Source organism: Haemophilus parainfluenzae (assembly GCF_014931375.1).
Taxonomy (GTDB): Bacteria; Pseudomonadota; Gammaproteobacteria; order Enterobacterales; family Pasteurellaceae; genus Haemophilus_D.
The window spans coordinates 677350-701159 of the sequence record NZ_CP063117.1 but is presented as its reverse complement, the minus strand read 5'-3'; the positions used below and the strand labels follow the sequence as shown (position 1 = coordinate 701159).

The 23810-nt window shown below is 40.1% G+C and carries 20 protein-coding genes; 7 read left to right on the top strand and 13 right to left on the bottom strand.

Features of this window, described 5'->3' with window-relative positions; all coding sequences use genetic code 11:
• The first annotated feature begins 2 nt into the window (after window positions 1-2).
• Complete coding sequence (purB, locus tag INP95_RS03380; protein WP_070776008.1) at window positions 3-1370, top strand: adenylosuccinate lyase; 1368 nt, start codon at window positions 3-5, stop codon at window positions 1368-1370.
• Window positions 1371-1471: 101 nt separating this feature from the next.
• Here purB and INP95_RS03375 read toward each other — a convergent pair whose 3' ends face one another.
• The gene (locus tag INP95_RS03375; protein WP_065286240.1) at window positions 1472-1885 is read right to left on the bottom strand and encodes a PACE efflux transporter; all 414 of its coding nucleotides are present in this window, start codon (window positions 1883-1885) and stop codon (window positions 1472-1474) included.
• 61 nt (window positions 1886-1946) lie between these two features.
• Entirely contained in the window at window positions 1947-3002 is a 1056-nt protein-coding gene (locus tag INP95_RS03370; RefSeq protein ID WP_197560901.1) for an extracellular solute-binding protein, read from the bottom strand.
• A gap of 158 nt (window positions 3003-3160) precedes the next feature.
• On the opposite strand from INP95_RS03370, the gene INP95_RS03365 reads away from it, so the two are divergent.
• Window positions 3161-4456: an NAD(P)/FAD-dependent oxidoreductase gene (locus INP95_RS03365; protein WP_197560900.1), complete on the top strand. Its 1296-nt coding sequence runs from the start codon at window positions 3161-3163 to the stop codon at window positions 4454-4456.
• A gap of 52 nt (window positions 4457-4508) precedes the next feature.
• Here the strand turns inward: INP95_RS03365 and asnC are convergent, their stop codons facing one another.
• The gene (gene asnC, locus INP95_RS03360) at window positions 4509-4961 is read right to left on the bottom strand and encodes a transcriptional regulator AsnC (RefSeq protein WP_005697406.1); all 453 of its coding nucleotides are present in this window, start codon (window positions 4959-4961) and stop codon (window positions 4509-4511) included.
• A gap of 156 nt (window positions 4962-5117) precedes the next feature.
• On the opposite strand from asnC, the gene asnA reads away from it, so the two are divergent.
• Complete coding sequence (asnA, locus tag INP95_RS03355) at window positions 5118-6110, top strand: aspartate--ammonia ligase (protein WP_005697449.1); 993 nt, start codon at window positions 5118-5120, stop codon at window positions 6108-6110.
• A gap of 62 nt (window positions 6111-6172) precedes the next feature.
• Here the strand turns inward: asnA and INP95_RS03350 are convergent, their stop codons facing one another.
• The 4 genes from INP95_RS03350 to glpA all read right to left on the bottom strand — a co-directional run bounded on the left by INP95_RS03350 (window position 6173) and on the right by glpA (window position 11592).
• Window positions 6173-7264 (bottom strand): YdcF family protein, encoded by a 1092-nt coding sequence (locus INP95_RS03350; RefSeq protein ID WP_197560899.1) that lies wholly within the window; start codon window positions 7262-7264, stop codon window positions 6173-6175.
• A 70-nt stretch (window positions 7265-7334) separates the two neighbouring features.
• The gene (glpC, locus tag INP95_RS03345) at window positions 7335-8612 is read right to left on the bottom strand and encodes an anaerobic glycerol-3-phosphate dehydrogenase subunit GlpC (protein ID WP_054420328.1); all 1278 of its coding nucleotides are present in this window, start codon (window positions 8610-8612) and stop codon (window positions 7335-7337) included.
• Between the two features lie 9 nt (window positions 8613-8621).
• Complete coding sequence (glpB, locus tag INP95_RS03340) at window positions 8622-9911, bottom strand: glycerol-3-phosphate dehydrogenase subunit GlpB (RefSeq protein WP_197559937.1); 1290 nt, start codon at window positions 9909-9911, stop codon at window positions 8622-8624.
• Window positions 9901-11592, bottom strand: a complete 1692-nt coding sequence (gene glpA / locus INP95_RS03335; RefSeq protein WP_197560898.1) for an anaerobic glycerol-3-phosphate dehydrogenase subunit A — start codon at window positions 11590-11592, stop codon at window positions 9901-9903. The genes glpB and glpA overlap by 11 nt, the downstream gene beginning before the upstream one ends.
• A gap of 291 nt (window positions 11593-11883) precedes the next feature.
• On the opposite strand from glpA, the gene glpT reads away from it, so the two are divergent.
• The 3 genes from glpT to glpQ all read left to right on the top strand — a co-directional run bounded on the left by glpT (window position 11884) and on the right by glpQ (window position 15431).
• Complete coding sequence (gene glpT, locus INP95_RS03330) at window positions 11884-13323, top strand: glycerol-3-phosphate transporter (protein ID WP_197560897.1); 1440 nt, start codon at window positions 11884-11886, stop codon at window positions 13321-13323.
• A 93-nt stretch (window positions 13324-13416) separates the two neighbouring features.
• Window positions 13417-14328, top strand: coding sequence for a hypothetical protein (locus INP95_RS03325; RefSeq protein WP_049367604.1), 912 nt, complete (start codon window positions 13417-13419; stop codon window positions 14326-14328).
• A 17-nt stretch (window positions 14329-14345) separates the two neighbouring features.
• Window positions 14346-15431, top strand: coding sequence for a glycerophosphodiester phosphodiesterase (gene glpQ, locus INP95_RS03320; protein WP_005697412.1), 1086 nt, complete (start codon window positions 14346-14348; stop codon window positions 15429-15431).
• A 134-nt stretch (window positions 15432-15565) separates the two neighbouring features.
• On the opposite strand, the gene INP95_RS03315 is transcribed toward glpQ, so the two are convergent.
• From INP95_RS03315 to purL, 4 genes are all read right to left on the bottom strand, one after another.
• A complete protein-coding gene (locus tag INP95_RS03315) occupies window positions 15566-16150 on the bottom strand; it encodes a hypothetical protein (protein ID WP_232088527.1) in 585 nt (194 codons plus the stop codon).
• Window positions 16131-16421, bottom strand: a complete 291-nt coding sequence (locus tag INP95_RS09855) for a hypothetical protein (RefSeq protein WP_232088526.1) — start codon at window positions 16419-16421, stop codon at window positions 16131-16133. Before INP95_RS09855 ends, INP95_RS03315 begins: the two co-directional genes overlap by 20 nt.
• Before the next feature lie 193 nt (window positions 16422-16614).
• A complete protein-coding gene (locus INP95_RS03310) occupies window positions 16615-17244 on the bottom strand; it encodes a YkgB family protein (RefSeq protein WP_005697450.1) in 630 nt (209 codons plus the stop codon).
• Between the two features lie 202 nt (window positions 17245-17446).
• Window positions 17447-21340 carry a phosphoribosylformylglycinamidine synthase gene (purL, locus tag INP95_RS03305; protein WP_197560896.1) on the bottom strand — a complete coding sequence of 1298 codons (3894 nt, stop codon included), beginning with the start codon at window positions 21338-21340 and terminating at the stop codon, window positions 17447-17449.
• Window positions 21341-21515: 175 nt separating this feature from the next.
• Here purL and INP95_RS03300 point away from each other — a divergent pair, with 175 nt between their 5' ends.
• Complete coding sequence (locus INP95_RS03300) at window positions 21516-22313, top strand: SAM-dependent methyltransferase (protein WP_197556196.1); 798 nt, start codon at window positions 21516-21518, stop codon at window positions 22311-22313.
• Window positions 22314-22359: 46 nt separating this feature from the next.
• On the opposite strand, the gene INP95_RS03295 is transcribed toward INP95_RS03300, so the two are convergent.
• Window positions 22360-23034 (bottom strand): phosphoglycolate phosphatase, encoded by a 675-nt coding sequence (locus INP95_RS03295; RefSeq protein WP_197560895.1) that lies wholly within the window; start codon window positions 23032-23034, stop codon window positions 22360-22362.
• A gap of 12 nt (window positions 23035-23046) precedes the next feature.
• Entirely contained in the window at window positions 23047-23718 is a 672-nt protein-coding gene (gene rpe / locus INP95_RS03290; RefSeq protein ID WP_197560894.1) for a ribulose-phosphate 3-epimerase, read from the bottom strand.
• Between the last annotated feature and the right edge of the window lie 92 nt (window positions 23719-23810).

Sequence of the window (23810 nt, the reverse complement as noted above, 5' to 3'; positions counted from 1 at the left end):
TTATGCAACTTTCCGCATTAACCGCTCTTTCCCCGATTGACGGTCGTTATCAAGATAAAGCCACTGCATTGCGTGGTATTTTTAGTGAATTTGGCTTGCTCAAATTCCGTGTCACCGTGGAAGTACGTTGGTTACAAAAATTGGCGGCGACCGCTGAAATCCAAGAAGTTTCTTCTTTGTCCAAAGAAGCAAACGATTACCTTAATAAAATTGTGGAAGAATTCAGTCTTCAAGATGCTGAACGTATCAAAGAAATTGAGCGCACCACGAATCACGACGTAAAAGCCGTTGAGTATTTCTTAAAAGAAAAAAGTGAAGCTTTACCAGAATTAGCCAAAGTCTCTGAATTTATTCACTTTGCTTGTACCTCGGAAGATATTAACAACCTTTCTCACGCCCTAATGTTAAAAACAGCACGTGAAGAAGTGTTCTTACCGGAATGGCAAAAACTGATTGATGAAATCACCCGTCTAGCGAACGAATACAAAACCATCCCATTACTTTCTCGTACACACGGCCAACCTGCCTCACCTAGTACTGTGGGTAAAGAAATGGCGAACGTGGTTTACCGTTTAAAACGCCAATTCAAACAACTCCAACAAAATGAAATCTTGGGTAAAATCAACGGTGCTGTGGGTAACTACAATGCGCATTTATCAGCTTATCCAAATATTAACTGGCATAAATTCAGTGAAGAATTTGTCACTTCATTAGGTTTAGATTGGAACCCATACACTACGCAAATTGAACCTCACGATTATATTGCTGAATACTTTGATGCCGTGGTACGTTTTAATACCATCATCATCGACTTCGATCGTGACTTATGGGGCTACATTGCGTTAAATCACTTTAAACAACGCACTATCGCAGGTGAAATTGGTTCATCCACCATGCCACATAAAGTGAATCCTATCGACTTCGAAAACTCAGAAGGTAACTTAGGTTTAGCCAATGCCGTGATGACTCACCTAGGTCAAAAATTACCAATTTCTCGCTGGCAACGTGACTTAACCGACTCCACTGTATTACGTAATTTAGGTGTGGGTTTAGGTTATTGCTTAATTGCGTATGCCGCAACGCGTAAAGGTATCAGCAAATTAGAAGTGAACGAACAACATCTCCGTGATGAACTCAACCAAAACTGGGAAGTTTTAGCTGAGCCAATTCAAACGGTGATGCGTCGATATGGTATTGAAAAACCATATGAAAAATTAAAAGAGCTTACACGTGGTAAACGTGTTGATGAAAAAGCAATGCGTGAATTCATCGAAAAACTGGCTATCCCAGCAGATGAAAAAGCACGTTTACAACAACTCACTCCTGCAACCTATATTGGTGCCGCCATTGAGTTAGTGGAAAAACTTTAATAAAGAAAAGGGCAGCTTTTCATGCCCTAAAAAGTCAAAGTGCGGTCAAAAACATTTTAGATTTTGACCGCACTTTTTTCTTTCTTCTCTTACCTATTGCATCATTCACGCTTAATAAACAGCAATCGCGCATGATCATACACCCAATTAAAAATAAAGGTATAAACGGTCACCATCACCGTTAAGCTGAAATCCATCATAAAAGCCGTTATCCAATCCACTTTTAAAAAGTAAGCAATGATCGGCACGGTGAAAATAAGCAAACCGCCCTCAAATGAAATGGCATGTAAAGTACGAAATATGACGCCTCGCTTTTCTCGCGGCCCCGTAAAGACTTTATCAAGAAAATAATTAAAGACGAGGTTCCATAGCATGGCGGTTAAGGAAACCAGTACCATGGACCCAAAGAGAATAGAAACACTTTCTTCTGTAAAGAAATACAAAGCGAAAACAGAAAGCAACACAACCGTGGTTTCAAACAAGATTGCATGAAAAAGTCGCTCAAGAAAACTCATTTGTCATCCTTTACAAAGCAAAAGTGCGGTCAAATTCACCGCACTTTTCATCAATATTTGATTAATTGGTTTTTAATTTATTCCAATATTTTTCGTAAATGTCCACTGCTTCACCCACATCGCCTTGCATAATGCCTTTTTCAATGTTTTCAGCAGATGGGAACAAGGTTGGGTTATTCGCCATTTCAGGTGAAAGTAACGCTTTCACGCCTTCATTTGGCATTGAGAAGCCCATTTTTTCAACCACTAATTTCGCATTTTCAGGACGAAGTAAGAAGTCGATAAATTTATAAGCGCCCTCTGTATTTTTCGCACCTTTTGGAATCGCGTAGTTATCCATCCAGAAAATCGCGCCTTCTTTTGGATACACAAATTGGATACTTGGATTTTCTTTGTGTGCTAAATAAGCCGAACCATTCCATAACATACCGATAGAAGCTTCACCTTGAACAAACGGCACTTCTGGCGAGTCAGAGTTAAAGGTCACCACATTTGGTAATAATTTCACTAAGCGCTCATAAGCCGCTTTAATGTCTTCTTCATTCGTGGTATTGGGTGATTTGCCATCTAAAAGTAATGCAATGTGGAACACTTCACGCGCATCACTGGTTAATAATACCTTGCCTTTAAATTCTGGGTTCCATAAATCAGCCCAACTCGTAATTTTGCTTGGGTCAATATCATCCGCATTCACGCCGATACCGGTTAAGCCATAAACGTAAGGCAGAGAATATTTGTTATTTGGGTCAAATTCCTTGTTTAATAAATTTGCTGGAATTTGTTTAAAATTACTTAATTTGCTGTGATCAAGCTCTTGTAACATGTCTTCTTTCGCCATTTTATTGACGTAATAGCTTGATGGGAAAACTAAATCATAACCACTACCTGTACTAGAGGTCAGCTTCAATTTAGCATACATTTCTTCATTACTTTCAAATGTTGAATAAATCACTTCAATGCCGGTTTCTTTGGTAAATTCCGCAACCAAATTAGATGGCACATAGTCAGTCCAGTTATAAACATAAAGTTTTTCAGCAGCAAATGCCGCAGAGGTTGCGACGAATGCGACGGCAGACAGACAAAGAGATTTAATGTATTGAACAGCATTTTTTTTCAATTTATTGACCTCCTCAGGACAATCAAAACAAACCTTAAGCAATCGTTTACCTATGTAAACTTGGGGAGTATAGCACCTTTTTTGCAAAAGGTTTGACATATTTTCCCATCAGGGTAAGATTTCTCTCATCTCTATTTTATGTTAATCAGTCATCAACTATGCTCGAATTTGCTCATCAAGAACACGTCAAATCTTATTATCTCGATAGTCGGAATCAAACCTTTGAACTGCCGCCTCTCTCTCAGCAAGAAGAAGCGGATGTTTGTGTCATCGGTGCGGGTTTCTTTGGCTTATCTGCTGCCCTTGAATTAGCAGAAAAAGGCAAAAAAGTGATTGTGCTAGAAGGCGCGCGAGTCGGATTTGGTGCATCTGGTAGAAGTGGCGGTCAAGCCATCAACGGTTTTGAAGAAGGCATTGATGAATATATTGCTCAAGTAGGCTTTGATAAAGCGAAACAACTTTGGAATATGTCGCTAGAAGCCATTGATATTATTGATGAACGCATTGCGAAATATGGTATTCAATGCGATTGGAAAAAAGGCTATGCCACATTGGCGTTAAATGAACGTCGAATGGACGATCTCATTGAAATGGAAAAAGCCAGCCACGCGACTTTTGGCTATGACAAAATGCAACTTTGGGATAAGGCCAAACTGAAACAACATCTAGGCAGTGATATTTATGTAGGCGGTTTATACGATAGCAATTCTGGCCACTTACACCCATTAAACTATTGCTTAGGCTTAGCAAAAGCCTGCTTAGATTTGGGCGTGCAGATTTACGAGCAATCACCCGTTGTGGATTTAGTGGAAAAATCAGGTTGTATTGAAGTTAAAACCGATAAAAGTGCGGTCATTTCTCAAGACGTTATTTTAGCCACCAACGCTTATATTGATGCGCTACCAAAATCCATTCATCGAGGCATTAATCGTAAAATTTTGCCAGTAGAAAGCTTTATTATTGCGACCGAACCCTTAGATCAAGCTACAGCTGATTCCGTGATCAATAATGGCATGTCTGTTTGTGATAATAATATCTTGCTCGATTACTATCGTTTGAGTGCGGATAACCGTTTGTTATTTGGTAGTGACTCGAGTTCTGAAAAAGATATGGTAAAAATTATGCGTGGCAATATGTTGCATGTTTTCCCTCAATTGGAAAACGTCAAAATTGACTATGGCTGGGCTGGACCGATTGATATGACACTCAACGCAAGCCCACATTTCGGGCGTATCTCACCGCACATTTATTTTGCTCAAGGCTATTCTGGACACGGTGTCGCACTCACTGGACTTGCTGGACGCATTATTGCCGAAGCGATTTTAGGCAATGACGAACGTTTGAGAATTTTTGAAGGATTGAAAGTGCCTTCGTTTTACGGTGGAAAATCCCTCAAAAACTTAGCCACCAAGATCGGCGTACTCTATTACAAATTCCTCGATCGTTATCGTTAATCAAAAAAAGCAAAGGCGTGTATCAAACACGCCTTTATTGTTTCGATGACATTTAAGGTTTAATGTCTCGTAAAATAGGATTTTGCATGGAAATCAAGGTTTCCGTTGATTGAATCTCATCAATTAACTGGATCTTAGTCGCCAGCACGGAATGTAATTCAGCAATGGTGTGTGTCATCACTTTGATAAAAATAGAATAATTTCCCGTGGTGTAATAGGCTTCCACCACTTCATCAAAGGTGTCTAGCTTTTTAATCACTTTTTCATAATCTTTTGCACTTTTCAAAATAATGCCAATAAAGCAACACACATCGTAACCCAACTTACGCTCATCAATAATCGCTTTTGTGCCTTCAATCAGGCCAGACTGACGCATTTTCTCTACACGAACATGAATTGTCCCCGGGCTCACGCCAAAGTTTTTGGCCATTTCTGCATAAGGTGTACGAGCATCTTTAGTCAGCACACGGAGAATTTGGCGATCAAGTGTATCGATATTGTTCATAAAACACTCCTTATTAGATCTTTTTCAAAATATCTTATTTATTTTTGATAATATTCAACATTTAAAACAATGTAAAGAAATTACTTGAAATAATTTGTCATTTTATTGAATAATGCTCAACAAATCTTACCAGTTATTATAAAAAGAAGGATAAATATGAAAAAGACGTTTATTTTACAACAACAAGAAATTAGCTTTGTGAAGAACACCTTTACTCAAAACTTGATTGAACAACTTGGCATTATCGAAGTACAAGGTCCAATCCTTAGTGAAGTTGGTAACGGTATGCAAGATAACTTATCAGGCATTGAGAAAGCTGTTCAAGTAAACGTGAAATGTATCCCAAATGCGGTTTATGAAGTGGTTCACTCATTGGCTAAATGGAAACGCCATACTCTCGCTCGTTTCCACTTTAAAGAAGGTGAAGGCTTATTTGTTCATATGAAAGCATTACGTCCAGATGAAGATTCATTGGATCAAACTCACTCTGTTTATGTGGACCAATGGGACTGGGAAAAAGTGATTCCTGAAGGTCGCCGTAACTTTGCTTATTTAAAAGAAACGGTACGTTCTATCTATCGTGCAATCCGTTTAACTGAATTAGCCGTAGAAGCTCGCTTTGATATCCCATCAAGCTTGCCAAAAGAAATCACCTTCGTTCACAGTGAAGATTTAGTGAAACGCTACCCAGATCTTTCAAGCAAAGAGCGTGAAAACGCCATTTGTAAAGAATATGGCGCCGTGTTCTTAATTGGTATCGGTGGCAAATTGTCAGACGGTAAACCACATGATGGCCGTGCCCCAGACTACGATGACTGGACAACAGAATCTGAAAACGGCTACAAAGGCTTAAACGGTGATATTTTGGTGTGGAACGCTGAGTTAGGTAAAGCATTTGAGCTTTCTTCAATGGGTATTCGTGTGGATGAATCCGCGTTACGTTTACAAGTTAGTTTAACCGGTGATGAAGATCGCTTAAAAATGGATTGGCACCAAGATTTATTAAACGGTAAATTACCTCTCACTATCGGTGGCGGTATCGGTCAATCTCGTATGGCAATGCTTTTACTTCACAAAAAACACATTGGTGAAGTGCAATCAAGCGTATGGCCAAAAGAAATGTTAGAACAATATCAACATATTCTTTAATCAAAAGAGAAAATAAAAAAGTGCGGTGAAATTTCACCGCACTTTTGTTTTTAGGAAATTAATTAATCTTGTAATGCCCCACTGTTAAACATTGGCAATCCCATGGTTTTTAAGCTATCGCGATAAATACCCAGCAAGTCTTTCTCCGTAATTTTTTGTAACTGATCTAACGGTTTATCTAATGCGGCGACCGTTTCAATTACAAGACCTTGTGGACCGGATTCTTGTGTGGCAATTTCAAATAATGCTTGTCCACGACGAACATGGCTACCTGAGCTAATCAACACGGCATGTTTGATTTTGTGTTTCGCTAAAGAGTAACGAGAGAAAAGCGCATTTTCGACTGTTGAACGTGCATAGTTATCAGAATAAATACGGCTTGCATCAACGCCTTTCTCAATCAACCATTGTTTCATCAAATCCCCTTCTGTTTTATTGTTTTGCGGCACACCGCCTGTCACAATAATTAACGCATCTGGATTTTGATTCGCAATTTCTAAGGTTTTTTCTAAACGTTGCACTAAAATATCATGCATGCTGCCGTCTGGATTTAACGCATAGCCCAATGTAATAATCGCCGATTGCTCTGGTAACTTGGTTTCGAGTTTGTCGGTAATTGGTTGATTAGCTGCTTTGTCAATTACGGCAAAAACTTTCTCTAATTTGCTCGCACTTTCAGGTGAAAGTTGTTTTAAGCGTTCTAAATGTTTTGTCGCTTCCGCTTGATCGCCTTTAAAACGATTCCATGCGGCCAAGTAAGTGTGTGCTTTCACATCATCTGGCGCCACATCAAGCACTTTTTGGTAAAGCTCAATGGCTTTATCTGTATTACCGTTATAAATATTGGCATTCGCTGCACCAAACAAAAAATCCACACGATAAGGCTCAAGCTTATACGCTTCTAATAAAAGATCCGCAATACGCTCCATATTGGAAGGAAGTTTCGCGGTAAAACCTGCATTTGAAACACGAGCCGGTGAGTTTTGGATTTTCACCGCTTGTTCAAGCAACTCATCCACAACCTGTCTTTGAGTAAGAAGTTGTTGATAATTTAATTGAGGCTCAAGCACTTTCACTTCTGCCGTGCTGGCGAAGCTGTTTACTGCAAGAGATGAAAGCACAGCAAGTAAAGAAACCTTGAAGATTTTTTGCATAATTAATTCTCCATATTGGATTGAATAACAAAAAGAGCGGTCACTTTTTTATCAGTTTCCGCTCTTTTCACTAAGCTTGATTCATCGACATACACAATAACGTCAATGGATGGATACAAGTCACGTTAGATGACATATCGATCTGCCATTTACAAGTTTGGCATTCAGAAATCACGTAATCAAATCCACCTGCATTGATGTTATCGAATAAGTTTTTACCGATAGATTGGGAAACCTCGTAGTTTTCTTCTTTGAAACCGTATGTTCCTGCAATACCACAACATTGTGATGGTAACATCACAACTTCTAAACCTGGAATTTGTTTTAACACTTCCAAGGTGTATGGTGCCCAACCTGCTTTATCCACGTGACATGCAGTGTGATAAGCCACACGCAATTTGAGTGGTTTAAGTGGTAAGGTTTTACCTTCTTTAAAGAGTTGATATAAGAATGGTGTAACCATGTGAATATGCGGACGAACCTTGGCATTGTCGATACCTAAAATATGATGATATTCATCACGTAAATTTAGGGAACAACTTGATGCTTCACTGATCACATCTAAGCCATTTTCATCCACCATTTTGCTGATGTAATCGGTATTAAATTGTGCGATTTTTTTCGCACGTTCTGGGAATTGGTTCACGCTCAATGGCAAACCACAGCATTTTTCTTTTTCCAATAACACCACACCAATGTCCATAGCATTGAACACTTGAATAAATTCTTTACCTAATTGTGGATTATTGTAGTTCACATAACAGCCGTGATAATACGCCACTTTGCGTTCAAATTTTTGTTGGCTTTCCACCATTTTCTTCATATACCAGCTACGGAACGTACCAAAGGAATATTTTGGTAACGTACGATGACGGCTGATTTTTAACGCTTTTTCCAACACAAATTTTGTTGCTTTCAAACCGGTGATGGTATTAACAATCGGCGCAAGTGGTGTATTAAGTGACCCCATAATATCGGTGTTACTTAAAATCGCATCACGTAATTTTTGCACGGCTGGTTTGTGTTGTTGAGCAAGGTATTTGTTTCTTGCGCGAACGATAATGTCACCAATTTTTACATCAGACGGACACGCAATTTCACAACGTTTACAGTTAGTGCAGTATTTCAATGCTTCATCATAAAGCTCGGCTGATTTTAAGCGTAAACGCTCACCATCCGGGCCTGATTGTTTTGGACCCGGATAGTTTGGATTTTGACGCGAAACCGGACACACTGCTGTACACGCCGTACATTTAATGCAGCTCTCAAAACTTTCATCAAAAGCATGATGATGCTGTGGTGCATTAAGGGATTGTTTTGCATTTTCAATTAATTGTTGAATGTTCATAACGCCTCCTTAATGTGTGTTGTGAAGAATTTCATCAGCAACAGCAAGCGCTGTTACCACTGCCACGCCTGAACCACAACCGAGTTCTAGTGCATTGAAACCACCAATCACATTACCCACTGCATATAAATTCGTTAAAAATTGACCGCCCTTTTGAACTTGGCATTTCGCATTAATCGCCACGCCCGCAGATTGGTACGGTTGTGGATTTGAGAAACGATGATCAGTCCAAGTAAAGCGATCAGTATCGTTAAAACCTTCTACACCGATGATATCTGAATGGAATACCGGCTCGTAGATTTTATCGAATTCAGAGACTAAACCTTTACTGAAGAAACTGCCGGAAGCTAAGACAAAATGCTCAGCCGTGATTTCTTCCTCTTCGTGCAAACGCGTTTGAATAGCACGAACTTTGTTGCCATGAAAATGAGCTTTTAATGCGCTATCACCATTCATCATTAATCCGCCTAATTTCTCAAAACGATGGCGTAATTGAATACGTTGACGCATACCTAATAAAGAAGGCGGTAAAGTTGGCAATTCAAATAATGGCAAGCCAGTTGCTTTACGAAGTGACTCCATAAACTCTTGATTTTCTAAACCGAAACAAGCGGGTAAGAAAATCGCTTCTGTACCTTTCGCGGCGTCTTTCATTTCAGCCACAAGATCATCAAATTTCAGTTTATATTCTAAAACTTGCGCAATGTTCACACTGCGGAATTCACGCGAATTGGCACGTAACTGATCCAATTCAGGAATATTTAAAAAGCCCGTTTTCACTTCACAATGAGCAAATTGTGGATTGAGTGTAAGGTTATCTGCCAATAATTCTGGTTGGAAATCGTGATAGCCTTCAATGCCTAAAACCGCAATTTTTTTATACGGGAATGGCGTTTCGCCTTGTACGGTTGGCACACTATTTGGTGAAAGCCATGCACCACGTAAGCTACCTAAACCCGTTACGCGAAGATGATTTTCTGCACTTGAGCCAACTAAATCTAAATTTAACGACTCCGCTAATTTTTCGAAATCTTGCGCTTTCGCTAATACGCGTTCTGCACCCATAATGCTGTATGGATGTTGCGGTAATTGAGCTGAAAGTGCGGTCAAACTTTCAGGAATATTTTTAACAAACGCTCCATTTGGTAAACGGCTTAATAAATCCAATGAGCCAGATGCAAAATCAATCGCCGCTTGGCCGTTATTAATAATGACACAACGTTTGCCTTGTTCTTGTAGAACGATGCCGCAAGTTAAACCTGCAAGGCCGCCACCAATAATCACTACATCAAAATTCATTGTTATCCGTCCCTTGCTGTTTGTCAATTTCAAGCGGTTGAACATCATTTAAGCCCAACACACTGCTATACATCCATGAAGTAAATTCGGCTTCACGAATCGCTTCACCCCATGCAATAGGCTCGATACCGCGCCAACGCTCTTCCATGAAAGAGGTTAATTGCGTGGTAGATTGACGAGGTGTTGCCACTTCAAAACGGTTCATTAAACCCGCCGCACGGCATGCGCAAAGCTCAGCTTGGCAAGTCCCCATACCCACACGAGTACGGCGACGTAAATCCACTAAGTTATTCACATTTAATTCATCAACAGCATAACGGACTTCACCCGCTGTTACTGCTTCACATTCACACACCATTGAACGATCAAGACGTTCTTTATCTAATAAACGAGTTGCACGAGAACCATGACGATACACCGCTGAATAACGAATCGGACTTGGAAGTGAAATGACTTTCTGATTGGTTTCTGCTCGGCTTTCGCTTGAACCTGGCAATGGACGTTCAGCTGTCGTACAACGTGCTGTTTTGTTGAGTTTTTTACAAACGAGATCCGTTGCCCATTCTGCCATTAAACGGTAAGTCATTAATTTACCGCCAGTGATAGTGATAAAGCCGTCTAAGCCGTCACGTTCTGCGTGGTCAAGTAACACAATACCACGACTCACATTACGACCTGATGGGTCATCATCAGACGCTACTAACGGACGTACGCCCGCATAAGCACGTAATACACGAGTATGACGCAAGCTCGGCGCGAGTTTTTCCCCTTCACGGAATAAGATATCCACTTCTTCCGGAGTCACTTCCATGTTGTCAATTTGATCGTAAGGAATACGGCTAGAGGTTGTACCGATAACGCAAATAGTATCACCCGGTACAAGAATATCCGCATCTGCCGGTTTACGGCAACGGTTAATCACCATTTTGTTGATACGATGCCCCATGACAAGTAATGCACCTTTTGCCGGGAACATTTTGATTTTGAGATCCGCATATTCTGCGATGCCTTGTCCCCAAATACCACCAGCATTGACGACTAATGGCGCAAAGAATTTACGGTTTACGCGATTTTTGTGATCGTAAACATCCACACCGATTACTTTGCCACCTTCGCGAATTAAGCTTTTCACTTCGCAATAAGTGAACATTTTCGCACCATTTTCGGTGGCATCCATCACGTTAGAAGCCGTTAAACGGAAAGGGTCGATTGAACCATCTGGCACTACAACGGCACCAACTAAATCAGGGTTTACTGATGGTTCCATAATTTGGGCTAGTTTAGGATCAATGGCGACAGCTTCAATACCGGATTTGGTACAACTTTCGATGAAGGTTTTTTGATAATCAAGGGAATCTTCAGGTAAGGTAATAAATAAACCTTCTGTTTCATCCACACAGTGACGAGCGATATTGCGCAGAATTTTATTTTCTTTAATACATTCTTCTGCTGATTCTTGATCGTTTACGGCATAACGCGCACCACTATGTAACAAACCATGGTTACGACCTGTTGCGCCTGTCGCAATATCACGACGCTCTAATAAAATACAGTTAATTCCACGCAATGCACAGTCACGAGCAATACCCGCACCTGTTGCACCACCACCAATGATAATCACATCCGTCGAGATAGGTGAAAAATCACCCACATCACGATACATATTAGGCGATAATCCCATTGTTACCCCCAAAGCCAAAATATTAATAAAAAGAAACGTAAAAACCGTTACAAATTCCATGGCTATTGTATGGGAGAGCGGTTAAATTCACAACATTCTGAGCGAAAAAGAAAGCTGTTTTGTGAGATAGATCACACAATTTTCGAATTCGCTCATTTGTTAAAAAATATTTTGTGAAATGCATCACATTTTTGAATTATTTCTCTTTTTAATTTCTATTTTTATTTTATCATGCACGCTATCCCCATCATGGGGGTGGACTCATAATTAAAATGATTTTGGAGAGAAATTATGTTTGGACCATTTAAACCCGCTCCGCATATTGCGGAACTTCCAGCGGAGAAAATTGATTCCACGTATAAACGCTTACGTTGGCAAGTGTTTGCAGGGATCTTCTTTGGTTATGCCGCTTACTATTTTGTACGTGCAAACTTTGACTTAGCACAACCTGGTTTAATTCAAGCCGGCTTGTACTCAAAAGCGGAATTAGGTGTTATCGGCTCAGCGGCTGGTCTTGCCTACGGTTTATCTAAGTTCGTAATGGCAGGTATGTCTGACCGTTCGAACCCTCGTGTATTCTTACCATTTGGTTTATTGCTTTCTGGTCTTTGTATGACCATGATGGGTTTATTCCCATGGGCAACTTCAGGCATTGCCATCATGTGGGTAATGATCTTCTTAAATGGTTGGTTCCAAGGTATGGGTTGGCCTCCATGTGGTCGTACAATGGTACACTGGTGGTCTAAATCAGAACGCGGTACTATCGTATCTATCTGGAATACCGCGCACAACATCGGTGGTATGATGCCGGGTGCAATGGTGCTATTGGCAAGTGCAGTGTTCTTCAGCACTCACGGCATTGAAGCACAAGCAAAAGACATTTGGCAACAATCCCTCTACTATCCGGGTATTGCAGCAATGATCTGTGCAATTCCAGTTTACTTCGTCATGCGTGATACTCCGCAATCTTGTGGTTTACCATCAATCGAAAAATGGCGTAATGACTACCCAGATGACTATAACGAAAAAACTTACGAAAACGATTTAAGTACAAAAGAAATCTTCGTAACCTATGTATTGAAAAACAAATTGTTATGGTACATCGCGATTGCTAACGTATTCGTATACTTAATCCGCTACGGCGTATTGAAATGGTCTCCGGTTTACTTAAGTGAAGTAAAACACTTCAACATCAAAGGTACCGCATGGGCATACACCATTTATGAATTAGCAGCGGTTCCAGGTACATTACTTTGTGGTTGGGTATCTGACCATGTATTCAAAGGTAAACGTGGTTTAACCGGTTTCATCTTCATGATCTTAACTACTTTAGCAGTAGTAGCATACTGGATGAACCCAGCTACACCTGAAGCAGAGCTTGCAAACTACTCAGCTTGGTATGAAAACCCATATCAATTAACTGACTTCATCTTAATGACCTTAATCGGCTTCTTAATCTACGGCCCTGTAATGTTAATCGGCTTACACGCGCTTGAGCTTGCACCGAAAAAAGCAGCTGGTACAGCAGCAGGTTTCACCGGTTTATTCGGTTACTTAGGCGGTACAGTATCAGCATCAGCTGTTATCGGTTGGGCAGCACAACACTATGGCTGGGACGGCGGTTTCTACGTCATGATCGGTGGTGGTGTCTTAGCGGTGTTATTACTCTTCATCGTAATGGTTGAAGAAGGTAAACATAAAGCTAAATTAGGTGATACCTACGGTAAATAATCTATAAATTAAAGGCGACAGGCGAAGGCTTGCCGCCTTTTTTATTACAAAAACAACTGAATTTTTAACCGCACTTTAAAAGGAGATAATGTGATGAAATTGAATAAATTAACCATTATGTTAGGCGCGGCAGTTATGGCAAATGCAGCATTCGCAAATCAAACTTGTGAAGCGCCCTATCGTTCAGCCCTCCCCGCTTATACTTATAAATTAGACAAGGTGCTCGAAGTCAATGGACGTCAAGGCATTACCACTGATGGTAAATATTTATATGTATCGGGCAGTAAAACGCTCGCCAAATACGATATGGATGGAAAACTGATTAAAGAAAATAAAGATCCTTTTGTCGGCTATCAAAAAGAAGCCAATCACATTGGCGACATTGATATCTACAACAATGAACTTTATGTTTCCTCCGAATGGTTTGATGCCGGCGTAGGTAAAAATATTCAAATTGCGATTCACGATCCCGAAACCCTCGCATTAAAAAGATCAGTTGATTTTAATCCTGAGTCAGGTCAAGTCGAAGTTTCCGGCATCACCGTAGATACCGTTCACAATTCAGTTTGGATGGCATCTTGGGTCGGTGAAGAAAGTGGCCGTTATTTATATGAATATGATCTTTCAACAGGTAAATATAAACGTAAAGTGCATTTACAACCTGTTCCACAATGGATTCAAGGGGTTTATGCCTATAACGGTGATCTCTACGTCACATCTGATGATGGTACGGCAGATGAAAAAGAACCCGATCATATTTATCGTGTAGAAATTTCAGATAAAAATAATGAAGCTCGCGTTGTTTTAGAAAAAACATTGAATGACATTCGAGATGTCGGCGAAGTCGAAGGCTTGAATGTGAATCCGAAAACGAAACAACTGCTTGTCCATGCAAACCGAGGCAAACAAATTGTGTTAGGGATGCCAAAAGGATTTTATCCAGGATATGACCGTGAAATTAGTGAAATCTATTTTTACGACATGAAACCAAGATGTAATAAGTAAATCAAGGAGAACACACCATGAAACTCAAAACTTTAGCGCTTTCTTTATTAGCTGCAGGCGTACTTGCAGGATGTAGCGCACACTCTTCTGTGGACACTATGAAATCAGACAAAATTATCATTGCTCACCGTGGTGCAAGTGGTTACTTACCAGAGCATACACTTGAGTCTAAAGCGCTTGCATTTGCACAGCACGCAGACTACTTAGAACAAGACTTAGCGATGACAAAAGATGGTCGTTTGGTTGTTATCCATGACCACTTCTTAGACGGCTTAACTGACGTAGCGAAAAAATTCCCAAATCGTCATCGTAAAGATGGTCGCTACTATGTAATCGACTTCACCTTAAAAGAAATTCAAAGTTTAAATATGACTGAAAACTTTGAAACTAAAGATGGTAAACAAGTTGCAGTATATCCAGGTCGTTTCCCACTTTGGAAATCACACTTCAAAATCCATACTTTTGAAGATGAGTTAGAATTCATCCAAGGTTTAGAAAAATCTACCGGTAAAAAAGTGGGTATCTACCCTGAAATCAAAGCACCTTGGTTCCACCACCAAAATGGCAAAGACATTGCAGTTGAAACCCTTAAAGTGTTGAAAAAATACGGTTACGATAAGAAATCTGACATGGTTTACTTACAAACCTTCGACTTCAATGAGTTAAAACGTATCAAAAACGAATTGCTACCAAAAATGGGCATGGATTTAAAACTTGTTCAATTAGTGGCATACACCGACTGGCATGAAACTGAAGAAAAAGATGCGAAAGGCAAATGGGTGAACTACGATTACGATTGGATGTTCAAACCAGGTGCAATGGCTGAAGTGGTGAAATATGCTGACGGTGTTGGCCCAGGCTGGTATATGTTAGTGGATAAAGAAAAATCTAAACCAGGCAACATTGTGTATACTCCATTAGTGAAAGAACTCGCACAATACAAAGTGGAATTACACCCATACACAGTGCGTAAAGATGCGTTACCTGAATTCTTCACTGACGTAAATCAAATGTACGATGCGTTATTGAATAAATCTGGTGCAACCGGTGTATTCACTGACTTCCCAGACACTGGCGTTGAGTTTTTGAAAAAACAAAAATAATACGTAAGTAAAAGTAATAAAAAGAGCGGTCAAAATTCGTTGTGATTTTTGACCGTTTTTTCATTTATAAAGTTAAATAGATCACTTTCCAATAATTTTATAAAGTAGATATCATAATTACAATTAGCTAAACTTTACTTAAACAATTCTATTAAATCCAACAAACTAATTAATATAGCAAATATTGTAAACCTCATATTCCATTTATCTTGTTTTTCATGTGCTAATTTCTCTATTTCTTTCCGCTTTTTATCCTCATCCAAATTCAAGATGTAATGCACACTAGATAACTGCTCCAACAACTCATCTGAGTTTTGATTTATGTCAAAAACATTATCCAAGTACTTCCATGTTTCAATCAAACTAATATTTCTCATAACAACTGGCTGATGGAATAAAAATACCGCCTTAAACTTTGTAGCCTCTATATATAGCTGTCTTAACTTATCAACATCATCCTGACAACAAATACTCTCAGAAAGCCTATTGCTTATATTTTCAATAGCCCCCAAATAAGCATGAGCCAACGCTAACAGAATAAGTCTCCGTTTAAAATTATATTCTTGCTCTGGTATTCGAGAATAGAATCCCATTCCTCTGCCATCAATATGCTCATAATGAGATGGATACTCTATAAAATCATTTTTCTTTATGGCTTTTGACTTTCTTATCTCTAGAGAGATTTCTTCTGCAATAGCATCATTGAAAAAAAGAATCATCAATAATTAATTTTGAAACTGATAAAATAGAATATTTCTTATAATCTAATTCTATTTTTGAAAAATCAACAAACATACTTTGTTCATATTTTTCACCGATAAAAAACATTAGTAACCAATTTCCATTTTTATCTTCATAAAACTTATTATTAGACAATAGAACAGAACGTAAAAAGAGAATATTACTATTGTTAATCTTTAACTCACACAATTCATTGACATCTGGGTATTCAGTTATCTTATATATTTTAGCTGTAATGTTTTTTTTCATGATGTAATCACCTTAATAAGCTAATATCATTTCCAGAATTTGTTAGGTGCAATTAATTTTGCTAAATGCGTGGTGTGCAGGTTCTTGATATCGTATCATCAAGATTGACACATGAACATTATTTACCCATCTCTTTTTATGTCTAAGTAAAAAGGCTTGCTATTTATCTCAGCAAGCCTTTTAAATAAACTAATTAAGCAAACTGCTTTTTATTCTCTAAATAGCGTTTTGCACATTCTGCTGCAGCAACTAAGCCACCAGCCATCATAATAATATCTTTAATCACGAGTCGGCCAGCACCTGAGAGATATGGGAAGCCATAATTAGGGGTTGGGAAGTCCCCTCCTAAATTAGGCACCCAGGTTTCTGGCGTAAATATCAGGAACGACAGCGTGACTATCGACATGCCAAAGGTGAGTAAGCCCCCAAATAAACCTAATGTTGGAGACCAAATTCCTGCTAATACTAAAATACCAATTGTCACAATGATTGCGCCAATAATATAAGAAGCGGTATAGGTGCCGTTGGCTTTATGCCATTCGATATTTTTTGCGACCATTTTGCCTTCAGGGTTTTTATATAAGGTATATTCTTTTACTAAAACACCCTTATCATTTGTCACTTCATTTGCACCGTTTTTGTAAAGGAAGCTTAAAAAAGGACTATTTGACACAAAGTGTGCGATACCATCTGCCTCATACTGGCAAACTTTTAAACCTCCAATCCAAACCATCACAACACAAATCGCAATGCGGATAAAGTTAATAAATTGACGTTGCAATGGCGCAACAATATTAGCTAGCAATGTAACTAATGCACTCATTCAGAACTCCTTATATAGTTCAATGGATATAACGGACATAATGTCCAAGAATTTTTATATAAAATATTTATATAAATCATTAACAATATTAGCGAGTAATATTGTTGGTATTTTTTATTGCTAAGATTTATGCAATAAAAAAAGAGATACCAATTTCTTAGTATCTCTTATTTTTAATTAATTTTCCGTGATCAATTTCACATTATTTGAAATTCACTCTCGCATTTCTAAAAATTCTCATCCATGCGCCATCTTCAGACCAATCTTCTGGATACCATGAGTTGCTCACGGCACGGAATACACGTTCTGGGTGTGGCATCATCGCGGCAATACGACCGTCCACGTTAGAAATGGCGGTAATCCCTAATGCTGAACCATTCGGGTTGGCTGGATAGGTTTCAGTTACATTCAAATGGCTGTCGATATATTGTGCCACAATCAAGTTTTGCGCTTGAAGTGCGGTCAAATTCTCAGGTGTTTTGAATTCTACACGACCTTCACCATGAGAAACGGCAATCGGCATATGTGAACCCGTCATGCCTTTAAACCACAATGAGTTGGTGTCGTTGATTTTCACCATCGCAGCACGCGCTTCAAAACGTTCTGATTTATTACGTACGAAACGTGGCCAGTTTTCTGCACCAGGAATGATTTCCGCAAGGGTGGAGATAAATTGACAGCCGTTACATACGCCTAATGAAAGAGTGTTTTCATTGGCGAAGAATTGGCTGAATTGATCGCGTAATTGTGGGTTGAATAAAATAGATTTTGCCCAACCGCCACCTGCGCCTAATACGTCACCGTAAGAGAAGCCACCACAGGCCACCATCGCGTTGAAGTCGTTTAAGTTGTAACGGCCTGCCATTAAATCACTCATGTGAACATCAATCGCCGCAAAGCCTGCACGATCAAAAGCGGCCGCCATTTCAACGTGGCTGTTTACACCTTGTTCACGCAATACGGCTACTTTCGGTTTTACGCCTTTGCTGATATACGGTGCGGCAATATCTTCATTCACATCATAAGTTAAGTGAGCCGATAAGCCTCTGTTGTCTGTTGCTTTTTTCGCTTCAAATTCTTGGTCAGCACATTCTGGGTTATCACGTAAGCGTTGCATTTGGTGAGTGAGTTCTGCCCAAATACCACGTAATTCAGAACGTTTTTCGCTTAATAGTTTTTTACTGCCTCGTGTGATTTCAAAACGATCTTCTGAACTTACAGAACCGAGTTCATAAGTTAAACCAAGCAAGTCATACGCTTTTAATACCTCACGCACGGCGCTTAATTCACGTTCTGACACTTGGATTACCGCACCTAATTCTTCATTGAATAACACGGCTAAATCATTATCGCCTAATGCAGAGATATCCACATCTACACCGCAGTTACCCGCAAATGCCATTTCTGCAAGGGTGGTAATTAAACCACCGTCGGAACGGTCGTGGTAAGCCAATAATTTACGCTCTGCCACCAATGCTTGCATTGCATCGAAGAAGTTTTTCAGTTTAGCTACGTTTACCACATCGGCTGGTTTATCACCTAATTGTTTATACACTTGCGCAAGTACGGTCGCGCCTAAGCGATTTTTTCTTTCACCTAAATCAATCAACAATAAACGGCTTGCGCCTTTGTCTGTGCGTAATTGAGGTGTCACGGTTTTGCGGACATCTTCCACGCGTGCAAAAGATGAAATCACTAAAGAAAGCGGTGCGGTGACGGATTTTTTCTCGCCATTTTCTTCCCAAGTGGTTTTCATCGACATCGAGTCTTTACCCACTGGAATGGTAATGCCTAACGCTGGACAAAGCTCTTCGCCGACTGCTTTCACCGCTTCATATAAGCCGGCATCTTCACCACCATGACCTGCCGCAGACATCCAGTTTGCAGACAGTTTGATGCGTTTAATATCACCAATGTTGGTGCCCGCAATGTTAGTAATGGATTCAGCCACCGCTAAACGTGCTGATGCACCAAAGTCTAATAATGCCACAGGTGCACGTTCGCCCATTGCCATGGCTTCACCGTGATAGCTGCCTAATGACGCGGTTGTAACAGCCACATCAGACACCGGAATTTGCCACGGACCGACCATTTGATCGCGTGCCACCATACCGGTTACCGAACGGTCACCAATGGTGATTAAGAAGGTTTTTTCTGCCACCACCGGTAAGCGTAATACGCGATGGAAGGCTTCTTTTAATTGAATATTTTCTGTTGCAAGCGGTCGATTTTCGACAGTTTTTGACGAAACCTCACGCGTCATTTTCGGCGTTTTGCCTAATAACACATTCATTGGCAAATCAATTGGGTTATTGTCGAAATGACTATCGTGCAAGGTTAAATGTTTCTCTTCCGTTGCCTCACCAATGACTGCAAACGGCGCACGCTCACGCTCACAAAGTGCGGTAAATAATTCGAGTTTTTCTGGTGCAACCGCTAATACATAACGTTCTTGCGATTCGTTACACCAAATTTCCAATGGTGACATGCCTTTTTCATCGCAAAGAATTGAGCGTAAATCAAATTTACCGCCACGTTCGCCATCGTGCACTAATTCAGGCATCGCGTTGGATAAACCGCCCGCGCCCACATCGTGGATAAAGAGAATTGGGTTTTCATCACCTAATTGCCAGCAGCGGTCAATCACCTCTTGGCAACGACGTTCCATTTCTGGGTTTTCACGTTGAACAGAGGCAAAATCTAAATCTTCTTTTGATTTACCACTGTCCATCGAAGAAGCTGCGCCACCGCCTAAGCCGATGTTCATGGCTGGGCCACCTAATACGATCAATTTCGCCCCAACGGGAATTTCACCTTTTTGAACGTGTTCGCCACGAATATTACCAATACCGCCCGCTAACATAATCGGTTTATGATAACCTCGCACTTCTTCACCGTTGAAGCTGTTGACTTTCTCTTCATAGGTACGGAAATAACCCAATAACGCAGGACGACCAAATTCGTTGTTAAATGCAGCGCCACCTAATGGGCCCTCAATCATAATATCTAAGGCCGAAGCAATACGGTTTGGTTTGGAAAGTGGATTTTCCCAAGGTTGTTCAAAGTTTGGAATGACAAGGTTTGATACGGAGAAACCGGTTAAACCTGCTTTAGGTTTTGCACCACGACCCGTTGCGCCTTCATCACGAATCTCACCGCCTGAACCCGTTGCGGCACCAGGGAATGGCGAAATTGCGGTTGGGTGGTTGTGGGTTTCCACTTTCATTAAGATATGTGCATCTTCATTGTGATAGCGATATTGCCCATCTTGATCCGCAAAGAAACGGCCGACTTTTGAGCCTTCCATCACCGCTGCATTATCTTTATAGGCTGAAAGCACGAAATCAGGGGTTTTCTCAAAGGTGTTTTTAATCATCTTAAACAGGGATTTATCCTGTTTTTTGCCATCGATAATCCAATCCGCATTAAAGATTTTATGACGACAGTGCTCAGAGTTGGCTTGCGCGAACATGTAAAGTTCAATATCGTGCGGATTGCGTCCTAATTGGGTAAAGTTTTCCACCAAATAATCAATTTCATCTTCAGCTAGTGCCAAACCTAATTCTACGTTGGCTGTGACCAACGCTTCGCGTCCACCTTTCAGAATATCCACGGTTTTAAACGGTTTCGGATCTTGATGACGGAATAAAATCTCGGCATCTTGCGGATTGCGCACTACGGTTTCCATCATTCGGTCGTGTAAAAGTGCGGTCAATTTTTCTGTTGTTTTTTCATCAAGCGGTTGGCTTAACTCAAAATAATATGCCAAACCACGCTCAATACGCTCCACTTCACTTAAACCACAGTTATGCGCAATATCTGTCGCTTTAGAAGACCAAGAAGAAATCGTGCCAACGCGTGGAATCACGATGAAGGTTTCGCCTTTTGCATCGTGTTCTGTCAAGGTTGGTCCGTAATGTAACAATGCTTTTAGTTTTGCTTCCTGCTCGCTAACAAGCGGTCGATTTAATTCCACAAAATGCAAATATTCCGCATAAACCGATTTTACCGGTAATTGATTTTGTTGGAATTTTTGCATTAAACCTTGAATACGGAATTCAGAAAGGGCGGGTGAGCCACGAAAAGTTTGAAACATACGGGTACCTTTGAGTTGTGTTTGAGGTAAAAATCGCGGGCTATTATAAAGGAAAATACACCAAAACGAAAACGTTTGCGTCAATCATTTTCAAATGATTTTAAATGGGAGAAAGCATATAATCATCAAGCAATTTAAAACAATCCTAAAACTAACCGCACTTTGGGGCGTCACTATGATCATCAACGACATCAATTTCAACGATCTCTATCAACAACATCTAAAAGCCTGTAATCACTATAATCTTCCACCGACAAAATGGGATAAAAAAGCCCCTAAAATGGCTGAGAACTTAGTGGGCAAACCAAGCCGTTATAACGAGATCTTACTTAAAGCCATGAATGTGCAACCCAATGAAACGGTATTAGACATCGGCTGTGGCCCTGGCACTTTTGTAATTCCTTTAGCCCAACAATGCCAAGCTGTGTATGCCCTCGATTACAGCCAAGGCATGTTGGATATGGTTCAGCAATATAAAGAAAAGCATCAATTGAATAATATTACGCTTCTACATAAATCATGGTCGGATAACTGGGATGATGTACCTCAAGCAGATGTAATACTCGCCTCTCGCTCAACGCTTGTCGATGATTTGGATGACATGATTGAAAAGCTACAAAGCAAGGCGAAAAAACGGGTCTTTTTAACCTCAGTGACACAACGCCATTTTCTCGATGAAGGTGTATTTGAAGCCATTGGTCGTGATGATGTGGGCTTTCCAACTTATATTTATTTAGTTAATCGCCTTTACCAAAAAGGCATTCACGCGAATGTGAGTTTTATTGAAACTGAATCAGGCCATTTCCAAGGTGAAACCTTTGAGGATTTATTAAATTCCGTGGAATTTTCTCTTGGTAATCTCACTGAAAAAGAAAAACAAGATTTGGCTCAATTCTATCAACAAAAACAAACTAATAACGACCCAATAAAACACGGACAACGTAAATGGGCGTTGATTTGGTGGGAGGTTTAAGAAAAAGTGCGGTCATTTTTGACCGCACTTTACGCTTTAAGATAGATTAAAGAATTTCTAATAACTTCGCAAAGTCATCAAATACCCAATCTGGGTCTGATTCAGCAATTGGAATGTTGTAATTGTATCCGTAAGTTAATCCTACAACCGGGCAACCTGCTGAATGTGCAGCGAGAATGTCATTTCGAGAGTCACCCACAAACAGCACTTGGCGAGGTTCTACGCCAAATTTACCGCATAAATAATACAATGGACCTGGGTGTGGCTTAATCGCGGGTAATGATTGTCCACCAAGCATTTCACTGAATAAATGATCGATACCAAATGCCGCCAATACAGGCTGAACGTGACGAGTTGGTTTGTTCGTTACCACGGCTAAGGTATAACCGCGAGCCTTTAAGGTTTCCAATGTTTCTTTTACATTTGGATATAAACGGCTCACATTACAAAGGTTCTCCGCGTAATACACGTTAAAACGCTCTTTCACTTGCTCCATTTCTGCATCTGAAAAATCTTTACCTGTTTGCTCTTTTGCCCATTCTAAAGCTCGTGCAATCAATACAGGTGCCCCATTACCAATCCAAGTTAACACTAACTCTTCTGGTGCTTGAGGTAATCCAAAGTCTGCTAAAGCAGAATTCACAGACAACGCTAAATCTGGCAAGCTATTCACAAGCGTACCGTCTAAATCAAAACCGATAACTTTAAATTGAGTCTTCATTCTTACTACCATCTATTTAACTGAAGCTAACTGTGCGCGCATTTGATCAATGATTTGTTTATAATCTGGTTTACCAAAAATCGCTGAGCCTGCCACAAACATATCTGCACCGGCTGCGGCGATTTCTGCAATATTATCCACTTTTACCCCACCATCAACTTCTAAACGGATATCTAAACCGCTTTCATCAATCAGATGACGTGCCTGTTGTAATTTTTTCAATGTTGACGGTAAAAAAGATTGTCCACCAAATCCTGGATTCACGGACATTAACAAAATCACATCCACCTTATCTAATACATAATCTAAATAACTTAATGGCGTGGCAGGATTAAACACTAAACCCGCTTTACAGCCGTGATCACGAATGAGCTGTAACGACCGATCAATATGTTCACTGGCTTCAGGATGAAACGTAACGTAATCCGCACCCGCTTTGGCAAAATCAGGAATAATACGATCGACCGGTTTCACCATTAAATGCACGTCAATGGGTGCTTTAATGCCATAATCACGCAAAGCTTTACACACAGCAGGGCCAAAGGTTAAATTCGGCACATAGTGATTATCCATTACATCAAAATGAATCACATCCGCACCAGCATTCAACACGTTTTGCACATCATCACCAAGACGAGCAAGATCTGCAGAAAGGATAGAAGGGGCGATTAAATAAGGTTTCATTTGTCATCTCCTAAAGGATAAAAGTCCTTGTAGTTTACTACGTTAGGCTTAATTTTACCTTGATTATTTACAAGTTTTAGCTGAAAACAAAG

What these genes read in the sequence shown, in the direction of transcription:
- asnC (WP_005697406.1), bottom strand. Translation starts at nt 4,961, where the DNA reads ATGAACAATATCGATACACTTGATCGCCAAATTCTCCGTGTGCTGACT.
- glpT (WP_197560897.1), top strand. Translation starts at nt 11,884, where the DNA reads ATGTTTGGACCATTTAAACCCGCTCCGCATATTGCGGAACTTCCAGCG.
- INP95_RS03300 (WP_197556196.1), top strand. Translation starts at nt 21,516, where the DNA reads ATGATCATCAACGACATCAATTTCAACGATCTCTATCAACAACATCTA.
- INP95_RS03365 (WP_197560900.1), top strand. Translation starts at nt 3,161, where the DNA reads ATGCTCGAATTTGCTCATCAAGAACACGTCAAATCTTATTATCTCGAT.
- INP95_RS03295 (WP_197560895.1), bottom strand. Translation starts at nt 23,034, where the DNA reads ATGAAGACTCAATTTAAAGTTATCGGTTTTGATTTAGACGGTACGCTT.
- glpQ (WP_005697412.1), top strand. Translation starts at nt 14,346, where the DNA reads ATGAAACTCAAAACTTTAGCGCTTTCTTTATTAGCTGCAGGCGTACTT.
- INP95_RS03325 (WP_049367604.1), top strand. Translation starts at nt 13,417, where the DNA reads ATGAAATTGAATAAATTAACCATTATGTTAGGCGCGGCAGTTATGGCA.
- glpA (WP_197560898.1), bottom strand. Translation starts at nt 11,592, where the DNA reads ATGGGATTATCGCCTAATATGTATCGTGATGTGGGTGATTTTTCACCT.
- glpB (WP_197559937.1), bottom strand. Translation starts at nt 9,911, where the DNA reads ATGAATTTTGATGTAGTGATTATTGGTGGCGGCCTTGCAGGTTTAACT.
- asnA (WP_005697449.1), top strand. Translation starts at nt 5,118, where the DNA reads ATGAAAAAGACGTTTATTTTACAACAACAAGAAATTAGCTTTGTGAAG.
- purB (WP_070776008.1), top strand. Translation starts at nt 3, where the DNA reads ATGCAACTTTCCGCATTAACCGCTCTTTCCCCGATTGACGGTCGTTAT.
- INP95_RS03350 (WP_197560899.1), bottom strand. Translation starts at nt 7,264, where the DNA reads ATGCAAAAAATCTTCAAGGTTTCTTTACTTGCTGTGCTTTCATCTCTT.
- purL (WP_197560896.1), bottom strand. Translation starts at nt 21,340, where the DNA reads ATGTTTCAAACTTTTCGTGGCTCACCCGCCCTTTCTGAATTCCGTATT.
- INP95_RS03375 (WP_065286240.1), bottom strand. Translation starts at nt 1,885, where the DNA reads ATGAGTTTTCTTGAGCGACTTTTTCATGCAATCTTGTTTGAAACCACG.
- INP95_RS09855 (WP_232088526.1), bottom strand. Translation starts at nt 16,421, where the DNA reads ATGAAAAAAAACATTACAGCTAAAATATATAAGATAACTGAATACCCA.
- INP95_RS03310 (WP_005697450.1), bottom strand. Translation starts at nt 17,244, where the DNA reads ATGAGTGCATTAGTTACATTGCTAGCTAATATTGTTGCGCCATTGCAA.
- glpC (WP_054420328.1), bottom strand. Translation starts at nt 8,612, where the DNA reads ATGAACATTCAACAATTAATTGAAAATGCAAAACAATCCCTTAATGCA.
- INP95_RS03315 (WP_232088527.1), bottom strand. Translation starts at nt 16,150, where the DNA reads ATGATTCTTTTTTTCAATGATGCTATTGCAGAAGAAATCTCTCTAGAG.
- rpe (WP_197560894.1), bottom strand. Translation starts at nt 23,718, where the DNA reads ATGAAACCTTATTTAATCGCCCCTTCTATCCTTTCTGCAGATCTTGCT.